The sequence below is a fragment of the Stutzerimonas chloritidismutans genome, assembly GCF_038562055.1.
GTDB classification, from domain to species: domain Bacteria; phylum Pseudomonadota; class Gammaproteobacteria; order Pseudomonadales; family Pseudomonadaceae; genus Stutzerimonas; species Stutzerimonas chloritidismutans_A.
In genome coordinates, this window is sequence record NZ_JBCFXD010000009.1 from 67,728 (window position 1) to 88,585 (window position 20,858).

Here is a 20,858-nt window from a genome sequence, read left to right on the forward strand (position 1 = left end):
GGCCCGTCTATTAAGTCATCCATCAGCGAGATACCCATGAGCGACTATCAGGAAACTCTCTACGAGGGGTACGGCCAGCGCTTCAGAGTCGACAAGATGCTGCATGAAGTCCACACCGAGCATCAGCATCTGGTGATATTCGAGAACGCCCGTATGGGACGCGTGATGGCGCTCGATGGGGTTATCCAGACCACCGAGGCAGACGAATTCATCTATCACGAGATGCTTACGCACGTGCCGATTCTGGCTCACGGGCTGGCGCGGCGAGTGCTGATCATTGGTGGGGGTGATGGCGGCATACTGCGTGAGGTGGCCAAGCACCGTGACGTCGAAAGCATCACCATGGTCGAAATCGACAGCACCGTAGTGGAGCTGTGCAAGGAGTTCTTGCCAGAACACTCAAAGGGAGCGTTCGAGGATCCCCGGTTGAACCTGGTGATTGATGACGGGTTGCGCTTCGTGGCAACCACCGACCAGAAGTTTGACGTGATTATCTCCGACTCGACCGATCCCATCGGGCTAGGAAAGGTGCTGTTCTCCGAAAACTTCTACCAGGCGTGCCGTCGTTGCCTCAACGAAGGTGGCATCCTAGTCACGCAAAACGGCACTCCCTTTATGCAATTGGCTGAAGTCCAGACCACCGCCAAACGGATGACCGGCCTGTTTCCCGACTGGCATTTCTACCAAGCTGCGGTCCCCACCTATATTGGGGGCGCCATGACGTTCGCCTGGGGCGCTTGCGATGCCGACAGTCGCAAACTGTCGTTGGAAACCTTGTGCCAGCGTTTCGTCGGCACTGGGATCGTTACCCGCTACTACAACCCACACCTTCATATCGGCTCGTTCGCGCTGCCTCAATACGTGTTGCAAGCCATCAGCAAGCCCAGCAATGGCTGAGTAAACTGTTTACTGCAACGAGATTCATTGCAGTAAACAGCGGTCGCACTCTTGTGTCGTGATCGCGGGTGTCAAGCTTCCCGTTGCGGAAGCGGTTTATACGTCGTATGTTCCAGTGGTAGCGATGGAGCACTGGAGTCGCTTGGTGCTTAGGCTGCTACGCTGTGCAGTATTGGTGACGTACGGTCAGAGCCGTTCGATTGCTGTATCGAACTCCCGGACGTTGCCGAGGCCTATTAGAAACACCGCTGGGTTTCTTTGTTCGATCAACCAGGCAATTCGCGACCGGCGCTGTCCGGTCGTTCCGCAACGAGGTAGACAAGGGCTTTCCATTCCTGAAATCGTCATCCATGAGTGAGAGGAGGTTGTTTTTATGAGTGCCACCTTCCATGAGGATGTAAGCGGCAATGTTCTATTGAGGATGAAGGAGGGCGGTTTCGACTTTGCCCGCGTTCATCCGATCGAGTTCTACGCCGTGTTTCCCGATCGTGAACGTGCCTGCGCCGCGGCCAGCAATTTCCGTGGCGAGTGCGTCAATACACAGATAGCACCCCGCGACGATGGCGCCTGGGACCTCCAGGTCAGCAAAGTTATGTATGCCACTTTTGATGGTATAGGCGATTTTGAGCAGGACCTGGAGAACCTGGTCGAGCCGCTAGGTGGTGTGCTGGATGGTTGGGGGGTGACCCAAGAGCTTTCGGGGTGCGCTGTCTGACACATCAATGCTTCAGGGCAAAGTGAGTCCGCTTTGCAGCGCCTGGTCCCATGGCGGGACCGGGCCGAAGCGACGCTTCAAAAACTCAAGCAACAATCGGCTGCGTGAATCGGCTTCCCGAGTCAGGCGCAAGGCATAGATGCCGCTAGGTTCCGGTTCTGGCAGGCCACCTTCACAGAACAGCGGCAGCAAATCACCACTGAGGAGTTGGTCACTGATCAGCCAGGTGGGTAGATGGGCGATACCCAACCCCGCCAAAGTGGCAGTCAGCAACGCTTCCGCATTGTTCGCCACCATGCGCAGCCGCTTCGGTTTTAGCAGTTGTCGTTTGCCCTCGTGCTGGAAACGCCATGCGTGCGGAGGCGCCAGCGCGTCCCAGTCCAGCCCGTCGTGTTCCGGCAGTTCCGCTACCGTTTGCGGTACTCCTCGCCGCTGCAGATAACTCGGGCTGGCACAAACGATGCGCCTCATCGGTGCCAGCGGCGTTGCCACGAGGCGCGTGTCGGCAAGCTGGCCAATACGTAGCACCAGATCGACCTCTCCCAGATGCTCGCCGTGCATATCAATAAAGCTATCGATCAGGCGTAGCTGGATGTCCACTCGAGGGTAGGCCTGCAAGAAATCGGCAAGTGCTGGCGCCAGATGTCTGCGTCCGAAAGGAGCGGGTGCGTCAATGCGGATGCGGCCTTCCGGTGCGCTTTGTAGCGAGGCCATCTCGGCCCGAGCAAGTTGCAATTCCTGAACGATGCGTCTGGCGCGCTCGGCAAACAGCTGCCCAGCAACGGTAGGCTTGATCGCATGGCTGGTACGACTGACCAGCTGGCAACCCAGTGATCGCTCCAATGCGTCCATGCGTCGCGAGACGGACGAGGGCGCTAGCGCATGCATTCGCCCCGCCACCGAGAAGCTGCTGGTATCGATTACGTCGAGGAATAACTTGAACTGATCACTAAGGGTTGTTGCATCCATGATGCTCGCTTCGCTTTGCGAAATACGCAAAGCCATTGTGCATGCTTGTGCATATGCCTACCAGAGCTCGCTGAGTAGCATTGCGCCTTTCATAGGAGGCGTTATGGACCTGGTCGGATTTGTTTTGGACGTGGTGCTGGGTCTGGCGTTGGGCACGCTGGGTGGCCTGTTCGGTATTGGGGGAGGGCTGATCGCAATTCCGGTATTAGGTGTGTTGTTCGATCTGGACCAGCAGGTCGCTCAGGGCACCGCCTTGGTCATGGTGGTGCCCAACGTGCTGCTCGCCATCTGGCGCTACCATCAGCGCAATCGCATCGACCTTCGCCACGCGGCAGCGCTGGGCATCGCCAGTTTCTGCTTCGCCATCGCGGGTGCTGCGCTCGCTGTATCGCTGGACGCTGAGCGCATGCGGATTGCCTTTGTGGTGTTTCTCGTCGCCTTGGCTATACACACATTGTCGCGGGTGTTCTTCAGGCCGCCATCCGGTGGGACCGAACTGCGTCATCCCTGGCCCTGGTTAGGCGTACTGGGCGCTGGCGCCGGCGGGCTGGGCGGGTTATTTGGCGTGGGGGGCGCAGTGCTTGCCACGCCAGTACTCACAGCTGTATTTGGCACGTCACAGGTCGTGGCACAAGGTCTTTCTCTTGCGCTCGCGGCGCCAAGCACCGCTGTTACGCTGGTCACTTACGCCACTCATGGTCAGGTGAACTGGATGCTCGGGTTGCCGCTTGCCATCGGGGGGCTATTGAGCATCAGCCTCGGGGTGAGGTTGGCCCATGCGCTGCCGGAGCGTACTTTGCGTGTGCTATTCAGCGGCTTCCTGTTGCTGAGTGCTGTCATGCTGGCCTTAGAGGTCTGAACAGTCGGTAGTAAATAAGCGCTAGATTGCTGCCTGGTTCGGCTTTCGGCGAATTTCACGACGGGCGCTGCGCACCAGGCGAATGGTCAGCAGAAACGCGGCGCAGCTCAGTCCGGCGATCAGGCCTTGCCAAAGCCCTGCCGGTCCGCTGGGCTCGCCAAACCTGTCGGTAAGGCCAAGCAGGTAGCCCACCGGCAGGCCAATTCCCCAATAGGCGAAAAGCGTGAATATCATGGTCATCCGCGTATCCTGATAGCCGCGCAGTGCGCCTGCTGCGGTGACTTGAACCACGTCCGAAAACTGAAACAGTGCGGCGTAGAAAAACAGGCTGGCGGCTACGGCGATCACGGCCTGATCGGGTGTGTAGATACGCGCAATCTGCTCGCTGAACAACAGCATGCTGCCTGCCGAGAAACAGGCATAGACGAGGCTTGATACGATCCCCACGCCAGCAACAAAGCGTGCGTCGCGTGGTGCGCCTCGACCCAGCGCCTGGCCGATGCGAATGGTGATGGCCATGCCCAGCGACAGCGGAATCATGAAGATCAGCGAGGTGAAATTCAGCGCAATCTGGTGCCCGGCTACCACGGTCGCACCGAGGCCGCCGATCAGAAGCGCAATGACCGAAAAAATGCTGGCCTCTGCGAACACCGCAACACCAATCGGTACACCGACCGATAGCAGTCGGCTGAGCACCGGCCATTCTGGCCAATCGAAACGGGTGAACAATTGACTGGGCTGGTAGTAGTTGGCGCGGCGCACCCAGAACAGCATCGCCAGCAGCATGAAAGTCATGACCACCGCGGTAGCCCAGCCACATCCGACGCCGCCCATGGCTGGCAGCCCCAACTTGCCGTAAATGAAGATGTAATTGAGCGGAATATTCAGCATCAGCGCAAGAATGCCGACCACCATGCTGGGTCGAGTGTGACCAAGCCCATCGCTGTAACAACGCAGCACCTGGTACAGCGCCACTGTGGGAAAGCCGCAGGCGACTGCGCGCAAATAGGCCATGGTTGGGTCGATCAGTGCCGGTGCGACTTCCATCAGATGCAGCACCGGTTCCGCGTTCCACATCAGCACGGCGAAAAACGACCCCACACCGAGCCCCATCCATAACGCCTGGCGCACCAAGGGCCCAATCCGGTCGTGCTGGTCGCGGCCAAAGTGCTGAGCGACATTTGGGGTAGTCGCCAAGATGACACCTGTTACAAGGAGAAATACCGGCACCCAGATCGAGTTGCCCAAGGCAACTGCTGCTAGGTCTTCGGGACTGACGCGGCCAGCCATCAGGGTGTCGACAAAACCCATGGCTGTGTTTGCCAGTTGAGCAATCATCATCGGCAGGGCGAGGGCGAAGAGGGTGCGCAGTTCAACGCGAACCCGTCTGAGTCTGAGCTCAGTGGGCATTGCAGATTATCCGGATTGTATACAGGAAGACCGACTAGTCTACGCCGCCAAGCGCACGCGCGGGAAGCCAGCAGAGCGGCTCGACGCGGTCTAGAATGGGAAATCACTGACGGAGCCTGACAAATGCGCATCCTTGCCGATGAAAACATTCCTCTGGTCGAGGCTTTTTTTGCTGAGTTCGGCGAGATACGCCGCATGCCTGGGAGAAGCATCAACAGGGCCGCACTCGAGCAGGCCGACGTACTTCTGGTGCGGTCGGTTACCCGGGTTGACCGCGAGCTACTCGAAGGGACTGCAGTGCGCTTCGTGGGCACTTGCACGATCGGCACCGACCACCTCGACCTCGATTACTTTGAAGAGGCGGGAATCAGCTGGGCTAGCGCACCGGGTTGCAACGCTCGGGGCGTCGTCGATTATGTGCTCGGCAGTCTTCTGGCTCTGGCCGAAGGTGAAGGCGTTGAGCTAGAGGGACGCCGCTATGGTGTGATCGGCGCCGGCGAGGTCGGGGGCCGGCTGATAGAGGTTCTGCGTGGCCTGGGCTGGGACGTGCGAGTCTGCGATCCGCCGCGGCAGGCACGTGAAGTGGGTGAGTTCGTCACGCTGGATGAAATACTGGCCGAGTGCGATGTCATCAGCCTGCACACCCCGCTGACCCTGGAAGGGGAGCACTCGACTTTTCATCTGTTGAACCAAACCCGTCTGGAGCGGCTGCGACCCGGTACCTGGCTGATCAATGCCGCACGCGGCGCGGTCGTCGACAATCACGCTTTGCGCGCGCAGTTGGCCAGGCGGACAGATATTCAGGCAGTACTCGATGTCTGGGAGGGAGAACCGCAGGTCGATGTCGAATTGGCCGAGTTGTGTTGGATCGCGACTCCGCATATCGCCGGTTATAGCCTCGACGGGAAGTTGCGCGGAACGGCGCAGATCTATCAAGCGTTTTGTGCCAGCAAAGGGCTGGAGCCAAAGGTCGAGCTGGCAGAGCTGATGCCACCCACGTCGCTGCGCGGCCTGGTCTTCGAGGCGTCCGCAGGGTCGGCTGACCTGTTGGCGACAATCTGTCGGGCGGTTTACGACCCACGGCGTGATGACGCCGCGTTTCGCCGTCATCTGGGCGGCGAGGAGGCCCAGCGCCGGGTCGGCTTCGATCAGCTGCGCAAGCAGTACCCGCCGCGTCGAGAAATAGACGGTTTGCAGATCGAGATCAAAGGCGCTCAACCCCGGTTGGAGAGAATCGTACGAGCCTTGGGCGCCACCTTTAAGTGTTAACCGGGCGCTGGCAACCAGGAGCGTCGACGAGACGGGCGTCAGGCTGGATGCAATTTGCAGCCTGCTCCGCTAGCATTACCCGTCCTCTGCTTTATCCCGCGATGGTGTTATGAGTTATCAGGTACTAGCCCGCAAATGGCGTCCGCGCTCGTTCCGCGAAATGGTCGGCCAGACGCATGTGCTCAAGGCTCTGATTAACGCGCTGGACAGCCAGCGCCTCCACCACGCCTATCTGTTCACCGGGACGCGTGGCGTCGGAAAAACCACCATCGCGCGAATCATCGCCAAATGCCTCAATTGCGAGACGGGTATCAGCTCCACACCTTGTGGAGAATGCTCGGTCTGCAGGGAAATTGATGAAGGTCGGTTCGTCGACCTGATCGAGGTGGACGCCGCAAGTCGAACCAAGGTCGAAGATACCCGCGAGCTGCTGGATAACGTGCAGTACGCCCCTAGCCGCGGGCGTTATAAGGTCTATCTGATCGACGAAGTGCACATGCTCTCGTCGCATTCGTTCAACGCATTGCTTAAGACGCTTGAAGAGCCGCCGCCCCACGTCAAGTTCCTGCTGGCCACCACGGATCCGCAGAAGCTGCCGGTGACCATCCTGTCGCGCTGCCTGCAGTTCTCGCTGAAAAACATGCCACCCGAGCGGGTAGTCGAGCACCTCACCCATGTGCTTGGAGTGGAGCAGGTGCCGTACGAGGAGGATGCGCTCTGGTTGCTCGGGCGTGCCGCTGACGGTTCAATGCGCGATGCGATGAGCCTCACCGATCAGGCGATCTCCTTTGGCGAGGGCCGGGTGCTCGCGGCTGACGTTCGCAGCATGCTCGGAACGCTGGATCATGGTCAGGTTTATGGCGTGCTGCAGTCGCTGTTGGAGGGCGATGCTCGTGCGCTACTCGAAGCGGTGCGTCATCTGGCAGAGCAAGGCCCCGATTGGGGGGGGGTGCTCGCGGAAATGCTCAATGTTCTGCACCGCGTTGCTGTCGCTCAGGCTTTGCCGGATGCGGTCGACAACGGGCAGGGTGATCGTGATCGAGTACTGGCGCTGGCGCAGGCGTTGCCGGCCGAAGACGTACAGTTTTACTACCAGATGGGGCTGATTGGCCGGCGCGATCTGCCGTTGGCGCCCGATCCGCGAAGCGGCTTCGAAATGGTTCTGCTGCGTATGCTCGCGTTTCGGCCTGCCGATACTGAAGACGCGCCGCGAACACCGCTAAAGATATCGGGAGTCAGTCCGGCCACGACTGACTCCAGAGCAACGAACGTGGCCGGTTCAGCAGCATCGGCTGCGCCGGTTCGTGATACGGTTGCGCTGCCGGTGGCGTCGACACAACCGGCACTAACAGCTCCGATAGATGCGCATCCGTCGCAGACTATGCCGGCCAACGTTACTGCCGAGCGGGCGCCAGAGCCTGCGCCAGCGATCAAGGTTTCGTCGTCGGCAATAGCAACAGTGACAAACACTCAGTCTGCGCCCGCTTTGTCCAGATCTGCTAAAGCGAAATCAGCGCCGCCGGTGGTGGATGTGCCCTGGAATGAGCCTCCAGACACCCCGCCGATAGCTGTGGAAAGCGAGGCGTTGGAACGAAAGGTTGAGCCTCTAGCTGAGCCAGCGCATCACACTGCGGTGGTTGAAGTGAACGAGCCGGATGATGATGAGCCGCCGCTCACGGACGAAGACTACTTCGAAGTTGAAACGCAGGCGGAAGCCTACCTTGGCGGACTGGACGATTTCGAGGCCGATCCCCAGCCGGTCGAACCGGCTCCAGCCGTCGAGCCGGCCACGGGGTTAGCGGCCGAGTGGCTGGACATTTATTTGAAGCTGGGACTCGCTGGCCTCACCGGAAGTATCGCTGCTAACTGCACCTTGATTGCAGTGGAGGGCGACCGCTGGCTCATGCACCTGGACCCGGCACAAAGTGCGCTATTTAACTCCACTCAGCACCGGCGTCTCAACGACGCACTCAACCAATACCACGGGCGCACTTTGCAGCTGGATATCGAGTTGCAGACCCCGCAGCAGGAAACGCCGGCGCAGGCTGCTGCGCGGCGGCGTGGCGAGCGTCAGCGGGCTGCAGAGCAGTCGATTCAGGCAGACCCCGTGGTCCAGCAGTTGATGCAACAGTTCGCTGCCGTCATTCGCGACGGTACCATCGAACCCGTAGAACACACCGAACCCTGATCCGAGGTAAACCCCATGATGAAAGGTGGCATGGCCGGCCTGATGAAGCAGGCGCAGCAAATGCAGGAAAAAATGCAAAAGATGCAGGAGGAGCTGGCCAACGCAGAAGTGACCGGTCAATCCGGTGCTGGCTTGGTAAGCGTCGTAATGAATGGTCGGCACGACGTCAAGCGTGTCAGTCTTGATGACAGCCTGATGCAGGAAGACAAGGAAATTCTCGAGGACTTGATAGCCGCTGCGGTAAACGACGCGGTTCGCAAGATCGAGCAGAACAGCAAGGAAAAAATGGCCGGCATGACCGATGGTATGCAGTTGCCACCGGGTTTCAAAATGCCCTTCTGAGTGATGCCGGGTGCCGTTCCAGGCATTCGTCCAGCGTGGCCTATCGGCGCCGTGAACGACGCTTAGCGAAGCGAATTTCACGGCGTTGTTCTAAACGCCGCTTCTGTATAAAACAGCCCCATTGCCTCTCAGTTTGGTGAGCCCATGTCTTTCAGTCCGCTTATTCGTCAACTCATTGATGCATTGCGAATTCTTCCAGGCGTAGGGCAAAAAACCGCCCAGCGCATGTCTTTGCAGATGCTTGAACGCGACCGCAGTGGCGGGCTGAGACTGGCTCAGGCGCTTACGCGTGCAATGGAGGAGGTGGGCTATTGCCGTCAGTGCCGCACGCTAAGCGAGGAAGAGCTGTGCCCGCAATGCGCTGACCCGCGTCGGGACGATAGCTTGCTTTGTATCGTCCAGAGCCCTGTGGATGTGTTCGCGGTGGAGCAGACTGGTTTTCGAGGTCGCTATTTCGTACTCAAGGGCCACCTTTCTCCGCTTGATGGCCTGGGGCCAGAGGCCATAGGCATCCCGGAATTGCTCGGCAGGGTGGCTGACGGAAATTTCAGCGAGGCAATTTTGGCCACCAATCCCACCGTCGAAGGCGAAGCTACTGCGCATTACATTGCGCAGCTCTTGATTCCCAAAGGGTTGACGCTCAGCCGTATTGCGCACGGTGTGCCCCTTGGCGGAGAGCTTGATCTTGTCGATGGGGGCACGCTTGCGCATGCGCTGGCTGGGCGGAAGACGATCACGCTCTGACATATCGTTCTCGATGTGCCGAAAGCGATGCGAGCAGGAGCCGCTATATAACCTCCGGTTCAATCCTTATGGCGCCTAAGTGGGTGCTTTGCTCGCCTGACTTGATGTAAAGTTCTAAGCCACAACTCATTAATAACCAAAACTACATTTTTGTGTTCGTTCGGTTATATACATGGCGCTGCCTATCCACTTGAGGTCGACAATGAAGGCTAAACACTGGTTGGTTCCCGCACTGCTGCTGCTAAGCGCTTTTGCGCAAGCGCAGGAAAAATTCAAAGTCGGCTATATCCGTGTAATGGATGATGCTCAGGCGATGGTTGCCCATGAGGGCGGCTTCTATAAGAAGCATGGTCTCGACGTCGAGCTGGTCGAGTTCAGTTCCGGTACCGATCTGATCAAGGCAATCATTGGCGGTCAGCTGGACACTGGGGTTCTGGGGTTCACCAACGCGGTCGCATGGGCATCCAAGGGGGCTGACCTCAAGGTCGTCGGTGGCGCCCAGCAGGGCTATCACTCCATCGTAGCCCGCGAAGGGACAGGTATCGAAAAGATCGCCGACCTTAAAGGCAAGATTCTGGCATCGCAGAAAGAAGGCAGCACCGCCGATGCGGTGCTGCGTGGCGTGACCTTGAAAGCTGCCGGCTTGGCGCCCAGCGACGTCAACATCATGGGTACGAGTCCGGCAGTAGCCGTCCAGTCGCTCGTCTCGGGACGCACCGATGCTGCGTTTCTCTTCGAGCCCTACGATCGGATCGCTCAGCTCGTGGCACCCGTCAAGCAGATCTATGAAATAGGCGAGGTCTGGCCGTTCCCGTGCATGGTGGTAATTACCGCCGGCGAAACCTTGGAAAAGCGCAAAGAGGCAGTTTGGAAGTCATTGGATGCTCAGCGTGAGGCAATTGAGCTGCTGGAAAATCAGCCAGCAGAAGCTGCCAAATTGATTGCCGACTACTTTATCGCCGAGCCTACGCTCAAGACGCTGAACCGCGGTGAATTGCCCCGTGAAGTGGTAATTGAAGAGGCCATTGCGACCCAAACCTTCGGCGCCAAGCTTGGCAGCGATGATCTGGCGCGTATTCAGGAACTGGCCAATATTCTACAAGAGCTTGGTTCGCTCAAAACTCGCGATGGCAAGCCATTCGATACCAGCGCCATTCTCGACCTGTCCTGGCAAGAGTCGCGCGAGCTGTAAACATCGGCAGATCGTTCCGCACTGCCCGGCCATAGAGCCGGGCAGTGTCATTTAGCCCACTGATTGGGCAGTTCTTGAGGTTTCCCTAGCGATATGCAACTCAGGTTCGAAGAAGTAGACAAGCAATTTGGCCAGCTTGAAGTCATCAAGGGTTTCAGTGGCGAGTTTGCCCAAGGTGAGCTGGTCGCTCTGGTAGGACCTTCCGGTTGCGGGAAGTCGACGTTACTGCATTTGGTTGCCGGACTCGAAAAACCTACCGCAGGACGTGTACTCGCCGATGGCAAAAAAATTCCTGGTCCCAGTCCCCGGCGCACCTTGGTTTTCCAAGAGCACGCGCTATACCCCTGGCTGTCATTGCAGGCCAATGTGGCAATGGCTCTTGAGTTACAAGGCGTAGCTAAGGCCGATGCTTTCGAGCAGGCCAGGGTCTGGCTCGCTCGGGTCAGCCTAGAAGGCTTCGAGCACTACTACCCGCATCAGGTCTCGGGCGGCATGCGGCAGCGTACGGCACTGGCACGTGCATTCATTGCCAAGCCGGAAGTTTTGCTGCTCGATGAGCCGTTCGGGGCGCTTGATGCGCTTACACGCATGGCATTGCAGGATGTTCTGCGTGAATTGATCGACGAGCATCAGCCTACGGTGTTGTTGGTCACGCATGACGTTGATGAGGCGCTGTATCTGGCTGATCACGTGCTGGTGTTCAGTGCCCGTCCGGCCAAAGTACTTAGAACGTTCAACTTCATCCATTGCGAGAAAAGCCACGACCTTTCCGAATTCGCTGCCGAGCGGCGCGAGATTCTTCGCTTGTTGGGTATCAAGACGGAGGTAGGGCACTGATGAGCCAGGGGCGTCGTCTGACCGGACCGAAGAAATACCTCGCCGTGGTGTTGGCGATTCTATTCATCCTGCTGATTTGGCAGATCGCTGCGTGGAGCCTTCCTGCATTTCTGATGCCTGGGATACCTGTTGTTTTCGAGCGGTTGTTTACCACGGTCTATGAGCCGGAGTTTCGCGAAGGGCTTTATGGCAGCATGAGCCGACTGGGGAGCGGTTATAGCTTCGCAATGCTGTTTGGTATCGGCTTCGGATTGCTGGGTGGTGTGCTGTTCTTTTTTCGTGAAATCCTACGTTCTGCCATCGTAATCCTCCAGTCAATCCCCTCGATCGCGTGGGTGCCGCTGTTCCTGATCGTGATGGGTTTCGGCAACTTACCAATCATCGTCGTGGTCGCACTGGCAGCATTCTTCCCGATGGCGCTGTCGGTCATGAACGCCACCGAAAGCGTGCAGCCTGTCCAGGTTGCCGCTGCTCGGGTGATGGGCGCATCACGTTGGCAGCTGGTGCGGCGGGTCTATCTCCCGGCCGTGATGCCCGAACTGATTACCGGCGCGCAGCTGGCTTTCGGAAACGCATGGCGAGCGCTGATCTCGGCAGAAATGCTGATCGGCTTCGGTCAGGGCCTTGGGCGCTCGCTGGCTTATTCCGGTGAGATTGCCGACATGGCCGGCGTGATGATGAATATCCTGGTCATCGCTATTCTGGCGACCTTGATCGATCAGGTTGTTCTGGAGAAGTTCAAGCAGCGCATGCTGCGCTATCAGTACGTGTAGGACGGCGCCGTGAAAACCTGTCTGTTACGGCTGATGCTCCTGCTGATGGCGCCAGTTGGGGCTCAGGCTGCCACGCTGGAGGCTGTTGCGGTTGACTCTTATCGTCCGCTCAAAGCGGCGGAGGCTGAATCAATCGGGGAGGGTTTCGAGGCCAATTGGCTTGTCCGCCTGGGCGAAGCCTTGGGCTACAACATAGCGCCCATAGTTATCACCGGAGAGGGCCAGCTTCGCTTTGGTCAGCTTGGGTCAGTTGCTGCTTACTATTCCAGTGAGATCAGCGCTCTAACCGCAAGCGAAGCAGGCCCAGACGGCTGGGCTGAGCTTGCTGGTGAGCCGTTCTGTGTCACCGCAGGAAGCCCGCATGCGGGCGTTGTGGTCGGTCGCTTCGGCGGCGTGGCACATATATATCCCAGTACGGCACAGGCACTGATCGGGCTGAAACTCGGTGAGTGCCAAGCGGTTGTAGGCGACCTTGTCTTGCTGCGGCAAATCGCCGAGTTGCCTGAGTGGCGTCGTTATAGCCGGCTACTTCCTGCCCTTGGAGATGCTCACGTGACATTGAGCGTTGCGACAGCTGATATAGCGCTGCAGCAGCGCATCGAGCAATTCACTGCCAGCCGTGAGGGGCAGGATGCATTGGCTGAGGTAACGCAGCATTGGATCGAGGAAGTTGCCTTTCAGGCCTACGTGCTCGCCGATACGCTTGACTGTCACTAGGTTATCCAGACCTAGATGCCGTCATTTCGCGTCGATTAGCTGTTGCAAGGCCCTGCTTAACCCTTCCAGCTTCAATGGGGCTCGGATATGTCCGCGCAGCGTCCCGTTCGGGCCAACGATCGCTAGGTTGCTGCTGTGACTGACGTTGTAGTCGGATACCGTAGTATCCGTTGCCGAAACGAAAGGAAGCCCAAGACCTTTGGAGAGCTTCTGCAGTTCGGGCATTTCGCCGGTCAATCCTTTGAAGTCTGCTCGGTAATAACTCAGGTAGGTACGCAGTGCTTCAGGCGTGTCGCGTGCAGGGTCGGCGCTGACCAAGATCACTTGCAGCTGGTCACGTACCGTGGGCGGCAGCTGGTTGAGTAAACGACGCATGTCGCTCAGCGTTGTCGGACAGATGTCAGGGCAAGCCGTGAATCCAAAAAAGAGCAGGAACCAGCGCTCACGTAGCGCATCGCTTGTGAAGCTCAGGCCCTGTTCGTCAACGAGTTCAACAGTAGGCAACTGTCGCTCCCGTGGAAGCACTAGCAGATTAGCCTCGTCGAGCATGGCTCCGCGATCAATTGCAAACGACGCTGAGCAGAGCGCGAGAAGACCGAGCATCGCTCCGCAGCGTATCGCCGACGTCCAACTGATGATCAAGCCTAGCGCTCGTTCAGTTCGAATGCGGTCAGGGTGAAGGTGGGGATGCCCATGTCCTGCAATTTGCGTGAACCTCCGAGTTCAGGGAGGTCGATAATCGCAGCGGCCTCATGAATGTGAGCGCCCATGCGGCGAACCAGCTGAGCCGCGGCGACCAGCGTACCGCCCGTGGCGATCAGGTCGTCCAGCAGTAGAACCGAATCCCCTTCGCAGAGGCTGTCGGTATGCACCTCAAGGTAGGCTTCGCCGTATTCGGTACTGTAGGCCGCTGCCAGCACGTCGGCTGGAAGCTTGCCCTTCTTACGAAACAGGACCAAAGGCCGGTTCAGTTCGTAGGCGATGATCGAACCGATGAGAAATCCACGGGCATCCAGCGCACCCACATGGGTGAAATCGCTTTCGACATAGCGCTGAATCAGGCTGTCCGCCACCATGCGCAGGGCTTTTGGCGACTGCAAGAGTGGCGTGATGTCACGGAACACCACGCCCGGTTTGGGGAAGTCCGGAACCGGTCTGATCAAGGTTTTGATCGCGAATTCGTCAAAAATCATACGAGCTCCGTTAGGCGTCCATGTTTCCGCCCGCCAGGGCGCACAACCGGATGGAATCAAGAATTCGGACTTCCTTTCCTTCAGCTTCGAGCAACCCACTCGCTTGGCAGCGGGTGAACACGCGCGAAACGGTTTCCACCGCGAGACCCAGGTAGTTGCCTATTTCATTGCGTGACATGGGCAGACGGAACTGATTGGCGGAAAAGCCGCGGGCGCTGAAGCGGGCCGACAGATTGATCAGAAAGGTCGCGATGCGCTCGTCGGCAGTCTTCTTCGACAGCAGCATCATCATCTGCTGATCATCGCGAATCTCGCGGCTCATGATGCGCATCAGCTGACGGCGCAGCTGGGGCAGCAGCACACTGAGCTCGTCGAGGCGTTCGAAGGGGATTTCACACACCGAGGTTGTTTCAAGCGCTTGCGCGGAAACTGGATAGGTTTCGGTGTCCATTCCGGACAGCCCGACCAGCTCGCTCGGCAGGTGGAACCCGGTGATCTGCTCCTCGCCGGCATCCGTGACGCTGAAAGTGCGAAGGGCACCGGAGCGGATGGCGAACACGGAATTGAACGCATCACCCTGACGAAACAGTGTTTCGCCTTTCTTCAGGGGGCGTCCGCGCTTGACGATCTCGTCCAGCGATTCCATGTCCTGCATGTTCAACGAAAGCGGCAGACAGAGGCCAGAGAGGCTGCAATCCTTGCAATTAGCCTGCGGCTGTTTGCGGACCTTGATGGGCTCGGACATTGCGGGATCCTGATAAACCTTACGGTGCGCAAGACTAACTCACGCAGGCACCTAAGGCCAATCGGTACAAGGGTCGCAGTGGGGGTGGCAAGGGCCGTTATTCACATGGCGTGTAAGAGCCGCGACGCGGGGCGAGGTGGCAGGCAGTGGTCGAACTGCATACACACGGCATGGACGAGTAACCGCCCGGCCGGCAGAATGGTCATCGCGTCCGCACTTAGCTGGATGAGACCATCAGCAGCCATCTGCTCCAGAACTGGCCAGGTTTCCTCAAAATAGACCTTGAAGCTGACACCGAAGATGCTTTCGATTTCGTCGAAACGGAGCTCGAAATCACAGAGCAAGGCCTGAATGGTGTAGTGCCGGATCTGATCGTCTTGATTGCATCGCAGACCCCGAACCGTAGCGAGTTGGCCTTGTGCCAGCGACTGCTGGTAGAGCGTGATGTCGCTGTTGTTCTGGCAATATAAGTCGCCGATCTGGCTGATCGCTGAAACCCCGAGGCCGACCAGATCGCAATGTCCATGAGTCGTATAGCCCTGGAAGCTGCGTTGAAGGGCCCCATCTTCCTGGGCCATCGCGAGCTCATCGTCGGGCAGGGCGAATAGATCCATGCCTATATAGCGATAGCCCGCGCGAGTCAGCTGTTCCACGCTGTGCTGCAGCATCGCCAACATATCCGACCGTGTTGGTAGCTCTGCAGCGTTGATCTTTCGCTGCGCCATGTGCCGCTCGGGCACATGCCAATAGCTGGAAACTGAAACCCGCTCCGGCTGCAGAGCGATCACAGCAGTGATCGTGTGAGCAAATCGCTCAGGGGTCTGCAGCGGCAATCCATAGCTCAGATCGAGTTGTATCGAGCGAAACTGCAGGGTTCGGGCAGCTTCGATAACCGTCTGGGTCTGTTGCAGAGTCTGAATGCGGTTGATTGCTCGCTGCACATCCGGATCAAGATCTGTCAGGCCTATGTTGATGCGGTTGAAGCCAAGCTCACGCAATAGCCCCATCGTCGGCCAGTCTGCTCTGCGGGGATCAATGTCGATGCTGAAATCACCATGATCGTCGTTTTGCAGGTTGAAGTGCTCGCGCAAATGGCTCATTAACCCGCGCAGCTCGGCGTGAGTGAGAAAGGTAGGTGTGCCACCCCCGAAATGAAGTTGCTCCACCACCTGGTCCTGGCTGAGGTGACAGCCGATCAGCTCGATTTCCTTCGCCAGTTGCGCCAGGTACGTAGAGGCACGTTCGCGGTCTTTGCTGATGACCTTGTTGCGCGGGCAGTGGTAGCAGATGTCGGCACAGAATGGCAGATGTATATAGAGCGACAGCGGTCTGGCCGCTTGGCGGCTACTGCGCAGTGCATACAGCAGGTCGAATGAGCCCAGATTGCTGTTGAACTGCAAGGGCGTCGGATAAAGGGTATAGCGCGGTCCATCCTGATCGTAACGATGAATCAGGTCGGCATCCCAGCGAATGGCGTCGAGCATCATACGGTCTCGGGTTGACTGCGGTGAGCGGATTCTAGGGCGGGCGCTACCGCGTAGACTTGACCTGTATCAAGCGAGCCAAGACCCTGCTGCGGAGCTGGAGAGCAGTGGTACATACCAGGAGATTTATTGACTGAGTTATGGTCGGATTAGCTACCGTCTTGCCAACCTTATCTATTGCAAGGAGACACCCATGCATCACCGTCAGCAAGAAATCGCTGCTGCGCTTAACGTCTGCGGCCCTTTTGATGGAGCAGCGGCAATACAGGCTGAGATTGACCGGCGTATTGCCTTCATTCAGCAATGCCTGCGCGAATCTGGTCTCAAGACGTTGGTGCTGGGCATTAGTGGAGGTGTCGACTCGACCACCGCCGGTTTGCTTGCGCAGCGCGCCGTCGAGGGCATGCGCGATGCCGGCGAAGGCGACGACTACCGATTCATCGCTGTCCGGCTTCCCTACCAAGTCCAGCATGACGAAGACGAAGCGCAGCTTGCAGTCGATTCGATCAAGCCGGACGAGTGCCACACGGTTAACATCGGCGCCGCTGTGCAAGGCTTGACGCGAGCGACCGAAGCGCTTGATGACTTGGCGCCGGAGAAACGTGACTTCGTTGTCGGCAATACCAAGGCGAGGATGCGGATGGTGGCGCAGTACACGATTGCCAATGCCCGGCAGGGACTGGTTATCGGCACCGATCATGCCGCCGAGGCGGTTATGGGGTTCTTTACCAAGTTTGGTGATGGCGCTTGTGACCTGACGCCGTTGGCCGGTCTGGTCAAGCATCAGGTTCGTGAGCTGGCCGCTGCGTTAGGCGCACCTGAGCAGCTGGTTAAGAAGGTCCCCACCGCCGATCTCGAGGAGCTTTCACCTGGCAAGCCGGACGAAGAGGCTCATGGGGTGACGTATCAGGATATCGATGCCTTTCTGCTGGGGCGCTCAGTGCCGGACGAGGCGGCTCGCATCATCATCGACACTTACGACAAGTCGGCTCATAAGCGCCAGCTGCCGAAAGAGCCCTGAGTCAAACGCCGGTGAAAGTAGGCCCGCTGAGCGCATGCTTGCTACTCAGTGGGCTATCTCGGTCAGCGACCCTTCAGTGATGAACGTGCGTGGGCGCTTGCTGCGCGGACGCACTGTTAACGTGACCGTGGCCCATCAACCATTGCTGGTGAGGGCCTGGAAGTGTCCAGAGTCCGAAAAGAATTACCGTGAGTCCGCCGAGCATTCGTACGCCGCGTTTGCGAAGCAGTGCGGTAAGGCGTTCGGCGGCTAGGCCGGTCGCCAGAAGCACGGGCCAGGTGCCGATACCAAATGCCAACATCAGCAAGGCGCTATCCAGTGCATCGCCCTGGCTGGCGGCCCACAGTAGGGTGCTGTAAACAAGACCGCACGGCAGCCAACCCCAAAGAGCACCAAGCAGGAGCGCGCGTGGCACGCTCTTGACGGGCATGAGCTTGCTTGCGAATGGTTGTATATGCCGCCACAGGCCCCTCCCGACTGCTTCGACACGCGTCAAGCCTGTCCACCATCCCGCCAGATACAGGCCCATGCTGATCAACAGAAGTGCAGCTAAAATCCGCAACGCCATCGCGAAAGGGCTGTTGGCAACGGCCCAGCCTGCCAGTCCGATGAGCAGGCCGGCACTGGTATAACTGAGTACCCGGCCCAGGTTATAGGCCACGAGTAAACGCAGGCGTTTGCCACGCTGCTCAGCAGGAATGGCCATGGTCAGGGCACCCATCAAGCCGCCACACATGCCCAGACAGTGACCACCGCCAAGCAGGCCAAGCACCAGCGCCGACACCAGCAGAGGCAACAATTCACTCACGATCAGACTTCCCTTCATCGTGAGCTTTGTCTGCTTGCTCGATGCCTGCCCTGTGCTTTGGGTCCTCTTCGTCGAAAAGGATGCTGTGGGCCGGACCGTCCAGATCATCGTATTGGCCGCTGTCCACAGCCCAGAAAAATATCCAGATGGCCAGCGCGACCAGAACCACGGCCACGGGAATCAAGATGTAAAGTGCGGCCAAAAGAGCCTCCAGAAGTGGTGGGTAACGCCAAGCCCCGGGTAGGCGCTACCTATCCTACGCCGGTCGGACCGGACTGTCGGGTCGCTGCTGATTCGGCACTCGGCTCAGACGCAATGCGTTCAGTACGACCAGCAGCGAACTGGCAGACATGCCCAGAGCCGCCCATAGCGGTGTTACCCAGCCGATAGCCGCGAACGGCAAGATCAAGCCGTTGTACAGGCTCGCCCAAGTCAGGTTTTCAATGATGATGCGGCGGCTGCGGCGCGCCACGCTGAATGCCTGCACCAGACTGTCGAGACGGTTGCTGAGAAGGACGGCGTCAGCGCTGGTCTTGGCTAGATCGGTCGCTGACCCCATGGCCACGCTGATGTCCGCCGCTGCGAGGACCGGCGCATCGTTGACACCGTCGCCGATCATCAGCACACGACGACCGTCGGCTTGCAGTCTCTGCAGGTGAGTGAGTTTGTCGGTTGGGGTCATGCCGCCGTGGGCATCACTGATGCCGAGCTGCTGAGCGATTTCTCCTACCATCGGAGAACTGTCGCCGGACAAGAGGACGGTGTCCCAGCCACGTGATCTACACGCCTGTAACAGTGCCGGCGCGTCATCGCGCAAACGGTCGTTCAGTACCAGCCAGGCCAGAGGCCCCTGGGCGTCGCCCAACAGCAACCACTGGCCCTCTTTTCCGGGAATCTCGGGCGCTGCGCCGGCATAGCCGATTGCTACGAAATCGGGTTGTCCAATACGCAGCGTACGTTGGCCAACCGAACCTTGGAGGCCTAAGCCGGGAAAGCTGGTCACGGCATCGGCCGCCTGGGGCGCCCGACCGAACGCCCGGGCAATCGGGTGCTCGGAGCGGTTTTCCAGGGCGGCGGCCAACTCCAGGCAGGCGCCGGCTTCCAGCTCAGCCAGTGGTTGAACTTCATTCAAGGTCAGTCGCCCTTCGGTGAGGGTTCCGGTCTTGTCGAAGATCACCGTGTCGATGTGATTGAGCCCCTCCAGCACATGACCCCGGGTGAGCAGTAAACCCAGTTTGTGCAGCGTGCCGGTGGCCGTGGTCAATGCGGTGGGTGTAGCCAATGACAAGGCGCAGGGGCAGGTGGCCACGAGGAGCGCAAGCACGATCCAGAAAGCGCGTTGCGGGTCGATCTGCCACCAGACAATGCCAACCACTGCGGCGGTCAATAGCACGATTATCAAGAACCACTGCGAGACGCGGTCGGCCAGTTCGGCCAGGCGTGGCTTGTCTGACTGGGCGCGCTCCAGCAGGCTAACAATGGCAGAAAGCCGCGTGTTGTCGCCCAGCGCTTGAACCTCGATGGTCAATGCGCCCTCGACGTTGAGGGTGCCTGCAGTGACGGTATCGCCAACGATTCGAGCCTGTGGCAGGTACTCTCCGGTGAGTACCGATTCGTCCACACTCGATTGGCCGCTGAGGATACGGCCGTCTGCCGGAATCAGCGCGCCGGGTTGAACCAGCACTCGATCGCCAAGCTGCAGTTCTCGAAGCAGAATGCGAGCTGTCTGTCCGTCGTCGGACAATTTCAGGCACGAAGCTGGCAGCAGATTGACCAGCTGTGCAGTCGCCGCCGCGGTGCGCTCGCGCGCACGGCGCTCGAGAAAACGTCCAGCCAGAAGAAACAAGGCGAACATGCCCACGGCATCGAAATACAGCTCGCCCTGACCGGTGACCGTCGACCATATACCGGCGACGTAGGCGCCGCCGATCGCCAGTGAGACAGAAACGTCCATGGTCAGGTGACGGGTGCGCAGGTCACGCAGTGCACCTTTGAAGAAGTCGGTGCAGCAATAGAAGACAATTGGAGTGGTGAGCAGCAGAGCGGTCCAGCGAAGGATGCTAGCCATGCCTGTCGAGAGGTCGATGTTGAATTCGGGCCAGGTCGCCATTGTCGCCATCATCACCTGCATCCAGAGCAAGCCAGCCACGCCCAGCTGGCGCATGCTGCGGCGGTTCTCATGAGCAAGTCGTTCCGCAGCCTGGTCCGCTTGATAGGGGTGGGCGGCGTAACCGACACGACGAAGCTCGGCGAGCAGCTCGCTCAGCGGCAACGAGGCATCATCCCAGCGCACCCGCAGGCGGTGGTTCGACAAGTTCAGGCTGGCCTCGGACACCGCGTCGAGCCGGCGCAGGTGTTTTTCGATCAGCCAGCCACAAGCGGCACAGCTGATGCCTTCAATCATCAGGGAGGCATCGGCCAGCTCACCTTCGTGGCGTACGAAAGGCGCCTGTACGTCCTTGCGATCGTAAAGCTCCAGTTCGTCGGTCAGCGCTTGCGGCAGTGAGTCGGGATTGATGGACGCATCGCTACGATGCGAATAGTAGTTTTCCAGACCGCCCTGGACGATAGCTTCCGCAACTGCCTGGCAGCCAGGACAGCACAGCGCCCGCTGCTCGTTCAGCACGCGGGCGTGGTAGGTACTGCCAGCAGGAACTGGCAACCCGCAGTGGTAGCAGGGGACAGGGCTTGCCAT

The 20,858-nt window shown here is 58.9% G+C and carries 21 protein-coding genes; 12 read left to right on the top strand and 9 right to left on the bottom strand.

Annotated features, from left to right (window positions below):
* The first annotated feature begins 36 nt into the window (after nt 1–36).
* Both speE and AAGW23_RS14660 read left to right on the top strand, forming a co-directional pair.
* The gene (gene speE, locus AAGW23_RS14655) at nt 37–897 is read left to right on the top strand and encodes a polyamine aminopropyltransferase (RefSeq protein ID WP_342407139.1); all 861 of its coding nucleotides are present in this window, start codon (nt 37–39) and stop codon (nt 895–897) included.
* 373 nt (nt 898–1,270) lie between these two features.
* Nucleotides 1,271–1,612, top strand: a complete 342-nt coding sequence (locus AAGW23_RS14660; protein WP_342407140.1) for a ribonuclease E inhibitor RraB — start codon at nt 1,271–1,273, stop codon at nt 1,610–1,612.
* Between the two features lie 12 nt (nt 1,613–1,624).
* Here the strand turns inward: AAGW23_RS14660 and AAGW23_RS14665 are convergent, their stop codons facing one another.
* Nucleotides 1,625–2,581, bottom strand: a complete 957-nt coding sequence (locus tag AAGW23_RS14665; RefSeq protein ID WP_342407141.1) for a LysR family transcriptional regulator — start codon at nt 2,579–2,581, stop codon at nt 1,625–1,627.
* Between the two features lie 103 nt (nt 2,582–2,684).
* Between AAGW23_RS14665 and AAGW23_RS14670 the strand changes: the two genes are divergently transcribed.
* Nucleotides 2,685–3,440 carry a sulfite exporter TauE/SafE family protein gene (locus AAGW23_RS14670; protein ID WP_342407142.1) on the top strand — a complete coding sequence of 252 codons (756 nt, stop codon included), beginning with the start codon at nt 2,685–2,687 and terminating at the stop codon, nt 3,438–3,440.
* Between the two features lie 21 nt (nt 3,441–3,461).
* On the opposite strand, the gene AAGW23_RS14675 is transcribed toward AAGW23_RS14670, so the two are convergent.
* Nucleotides 3,462–4,850 (bottom strand): MATE family efflux transporter, encoded by a 1,389-nt coding sequence (locus tag AAGW23_RS14675; RefSeq protein WP_342407143.1) that lies wholly within the window; start codon nt 4,848–4,850, stop codon nt 3,462–3,464.
* A 123-nt stretch (nt 4,851–4,973) separates the two neighbouring features.
* On the opposite strand from AAGW23_RS14675, the gene pdxB reads away from it, so the two are divergent.
* From pdxB to AAGW23_RS14715, 8 genes are all read left to right on the top strand, one after another.
* Complete coding sequence (pdxB, locus tag AAGW23_RS14680) at nt 4,974–6,119, top strand: 4-phosphoerythronate dehydrogenase PdxB (protein WP_342407144.1); 1,146 nt, start codon at nt 4,974–4,976, stop codon at nt 6,117–6,119.
* Between the two features lie 109 nt (nt 6,120–6,228).
* On the top strand, nt 6,229–8,307 hold the full coding sequence (dnaX, locus tag AAGW23_RS14685) for a DNA polymerase III subunit gamma/tau (RefSeq protein ID WP_342407145.1): 2,079 nt from the start codon (nt 6,229–6,231) through the stop codon (nt 8,305–8,307).
* A 15-nt stretch (nt 8,308–8,322) separates the two neighbouring features.
* Nucleotides 8,323–8,649 (top strand): YbaB/EbfC family nucleoid-associated protein, encoded by a 327-nt coding sequence (locus AAGW23_RS14690; protein ID WP_025241324.1) that lies wholly within the window; start codon nt 8,323–8,325, stop codon nt 8,647–8,649.
* Nucleotides 8,650–8,793: 144 nt separating this feature from the next.
* Complete coding sequence (recR, locus tag AAGW23_RS14695) at nt 8,794–9,393, top strand: recombination mediator RecR (protein ID WP_342407146.1); 600 nt, start codon at nt 8,794–8,796, stop codon at nt 9,391–9,393.
* 202 nt (nt 9,394–9,595) lie between these two features.
* The gene (locus tag AAGW23_RS14700; RefSeq protein WP_342407147.1) at nt 9,596–10,585 is read left to right on the top strand and encodes an ABC transporter substrate-binding protein; all 990 of its coding nucleotides are present in this window, start codon (nt 9,596–9,598) and stop codon (nt 10,583–10,585) included.
* Nucleotides 10,586–10,678: 93 nt separating this feature from the next.
* Nucleotides 10,679–11,422, top strand: coding sequence for an ABC transporter ATP-binding protein (locus AAGW23_RS14705; RefSeq protein ID WP_200636996.1), 744 nt, complete (start codon nt 10,679–10,681; stop codon nt 11,420–11,422).
* Nucleotides 11,422–12,195, top strand: a complete 774-nt coding sequence (locus tag AAGW23_RS14710; protein WP_342407148.1) for an ABC transporter permease — start codon at nt 11,422–11,424, stop codon at nt 12,193–12,195. The genes AAGW23_RS14705 and AAGW23_RS14710 overlap by 1 nt, the downstream gene beginning before the upstream one ends.
* A gap of 9 nt (nt 12,196–12,204) precedes the next feature.
* Nucleotides 12,205–12,912 (top strand): transporter substrate-binding domain-containing protein, encoded by a 708-nt coding sequence (locus AAGW23_RS14715; protein ID WP_342407149.1) that lies wholly within the window; start codon nt 12,205–12,207, stop codon nt 12,910–12,912.
* A 21-nt stretch (nt 12,913–12,933) separates the two neighbouring features.
* Here the strand turns inward: AAGW23_RS14715 and AAGW23_RS14720 are convergent, their stop codons facing one another.
* The 4 genes from AAGW23_RS14720 to hemN form a co-directional block, all read right to left on the bottom strand.
* Nucleotides 12,934–13,515, bottom strand: a complete 582-nt coding sequence (locus tag AAGW23_RS14720) for an SCO family protein (RefSeq protein ID WP_200637161.1) — start codon at nt 13,513–13,515, stop codon at nt 12,934–12,936.
* Nucleotides 13,516–13,556: 41 nt separating this feature from the next.
* Nucleotides 13,557–14,105: an adenine phosphoribosyltransferase gene (locus tag AAGW23_RS14725; RefSeq protein ID WP_102835414.1), complete on the bottom strand. Its 549-nt coding sequence runs from the start codon at nt 14,103–14,105 to the stop codon at nt 13,557–13,559.
* A 10-nt stretch (nt 14,106–14,115) separates the two neighbouring features.
* Nucleotides 14,116–14,850, bottom strand: coding sequence for a fumarate/nitrate reduction transcriptional regulator Fnr (gene fnr / locus AAGW23_RS14730; RefSeq protein ID WP_102835413.1), 735 nt, complete (start codon nt 14,848–14,850; stop codon nt 14,116–14,118).
* A 101-nt stretch (nt 14,851–14,951) separates the two neighbouring features.
* Entirely contained in the window at nt 14,952–16,334 is a 1,383-nt protein-coding gene (gene hemN, locus AAGW23_RS14735) for an oxygen-independent coproporphyrinogen III oxidase (RefSeq protein ID WP_342407218.1), read from the bottom strand.
* 193 nt (nt 16,335–16,527) lie between these two features.
* On the opposite strand from hemN, the gene nadE reads away from it, so the two are divergent.
* Nucleotides 16,528–17,355, top strand: a complete 828-nt coding sequence (gene nadE, locus AAGW23_RS14740) for an ammonia-dependent NAD(+) synthetase (RefSeq protein ID WP_342407150.1) — start codon at nt 16,528–16,530, stop codon at nt 17,353–17,355.
* Between the two features lie 73 nt (nt 17,356–17,428).
* Here the strand turns inward: nadE and AAGW23_RS14745 are convergent, their stop codons facing one another.
* Genes AAGW23_RS14745 through AAGW23_RS14755 form a run of 3 tightly spaced genes read right to left on the bottom strand, consistent with a single transcriptional unit; the run spans nt 17,429 to nt 20,858 of the window.
* Entirely contained in the window at nt 17,429–18,163 is a 735-nt protein-coding gene (locus AAGW23_RS14745) for a sulfite exporter TauE/SafE family protein (protein ID WP_102835411.1), read from the bottom strand.
* Nucleotides 18,156–18,365, bottom strand: a complete 210-nt coding sequence (gene ccoS, locus AAGW23_RS14750; protein WP_102835410.1) for a cbb3-type cytochrome oxidase assembly protein CcoS — start codon at nt 18,363–18,365, stop codon at nt 18,156–18,158. Before ccoS ends, AAGW23_RS14745 begins: the two co-directional genes overlap by 8 nt.
* Nucleotides 18,366–18,419: 54 nt before the next feature.
* Nucleotides 18,420–20,858: a heavy metal translocating P-type ATPase gene (locus tag AAGW23_RS14755; protein ID WP_342407151.1), complete on the bottom strand. Its 2,439-nt coding sequence runs from the start codon at nt 20,856–20,858 to the stop codon at nt 18,420–18,422.

Bases quoted from the DNA above. Each gene is read 5' to 3' on its own strand.
- speE (WP_342407139.1), top strand. From the start codon at position 37: ATGAGCGACTATCAGGAAACTCTCTACGAGGGGTACGGCCAGCGCTTC.
- AAGW23_RS14660 (WP_342407140.1), top strand. From the start codon at position 1,271: ATGAGTGCCACCTTCCATGAGGATGTAAGCGGCAATGTTCTATTGAGG.
- AAGW23_RS14665 (WP_342407141.1), bottom strand. From the start codon at position 2,581: ATGGATGCAACAACCCTTAGTGATCAGTTCAAGTTATTCCTCGACGTA.
- AAGW23_RS14670 (WP_342407142.1), top strand. From the start codon at position 2,685: ATGGACCTGGTCGGATTTGTTTTGGACGTGGTGCTGGGTCTGGCGTTG.
- AAGW23_RS14675 (WP_342407143.1), bottom strand. From the start codon at position 4,850: ATGCCCACTGAGCTCAGACTCAGACGGGTTCGCGTTGAACTGCGCACC.
- pdxB (WP_342407144.1), top strand. From the start codon at position 4,974: ATGCGCATCCTTGCCGATGAAAACATTCCTCTGGTCGAGGCTTTTTTT.
- dnaX (WP_342407145.1), top strand. From the start codon at position 6,229: ATGAGTTATCAGGTACTAGCCCGCAAATGGCGTCCGCGCTCGTTCCGC.
- AAGW23_RS14690 (WP_025241324.1), top strand. From the start codon at position 8,323: ATGATGAAAGGTGGCATGGCCGGCCTGATGAAGCAGGCGCAGCAAATG.
- recR (WP_342407146.1), top strand. From the start codon at position 8,794: ATGTCTTTCAGTCCGCTTATTCGTCAACTCATTGATGCATTGCGAATT.
- AAGW23_RS14700 (WP_342407147.1), top strand. From the start codon at position 9,596: ATGAAGGCTAAACACTGGTTGGTTCCCGCACTGCTGCTGCTAAGCGCT.
- AAGW23_RS14705 (WP_200636996.1), top strand. From the start codon at position 10,679: ATGCAACTCAGGTTCGAAGAAGTAGACAAGCAATTTGGCCAGCTTGAA.
- AAGW23_RS14710 (WP_342407148.1), top strand. From the start codon at position 11,422: ATGAGCCAGGGGCGTCGTCTGACCGGACCGAAGAAATACCTCGCCGTG.
- AAGW23_RS14720 (WP_200637161.1), bottom strand. From the start codon at position 13,515: ATGCTCGGTCTTCTCGCGCTCTGCTCAGCGTCGTTTGCAATTGATCGC.
- AAGW23_RS14725 (WP_102835414.1), bottom strand. From the start codon at position 14,105: ATGATTTTTGACGAATTCGCGATCAAAACCTTGATCAGACCGGTTCCG.
- fnr (WP_102835413.1), bottom strand. From the start codon at position 14,850: ATGTCCGAGCCCATCAAGGTCCGCAAACAGCCGCAGGCTAATTGCAAG.
- hemN (WP_342407218.1), bottom strand. From the start codon at position 16,334: ATGCTCGACGCCATTCGCTGGGATGCCGACCTGATTCATCGTTACGAT.
- nadE (WP_342407150.1), top strand. From the start codon at position 16,528: ATGCATCACCGTCAGCAAGAAATCGCTGCTGCGCTTAACGTCTGCGGC.
- AAGW23_RS14755 (WP_342407151.1), bottom strand. From the start codon at position 20,858: ATGGCAAGCCCTGTCCCCTGCTACCACTGCGGGTTGCCAGTTCCTGCT.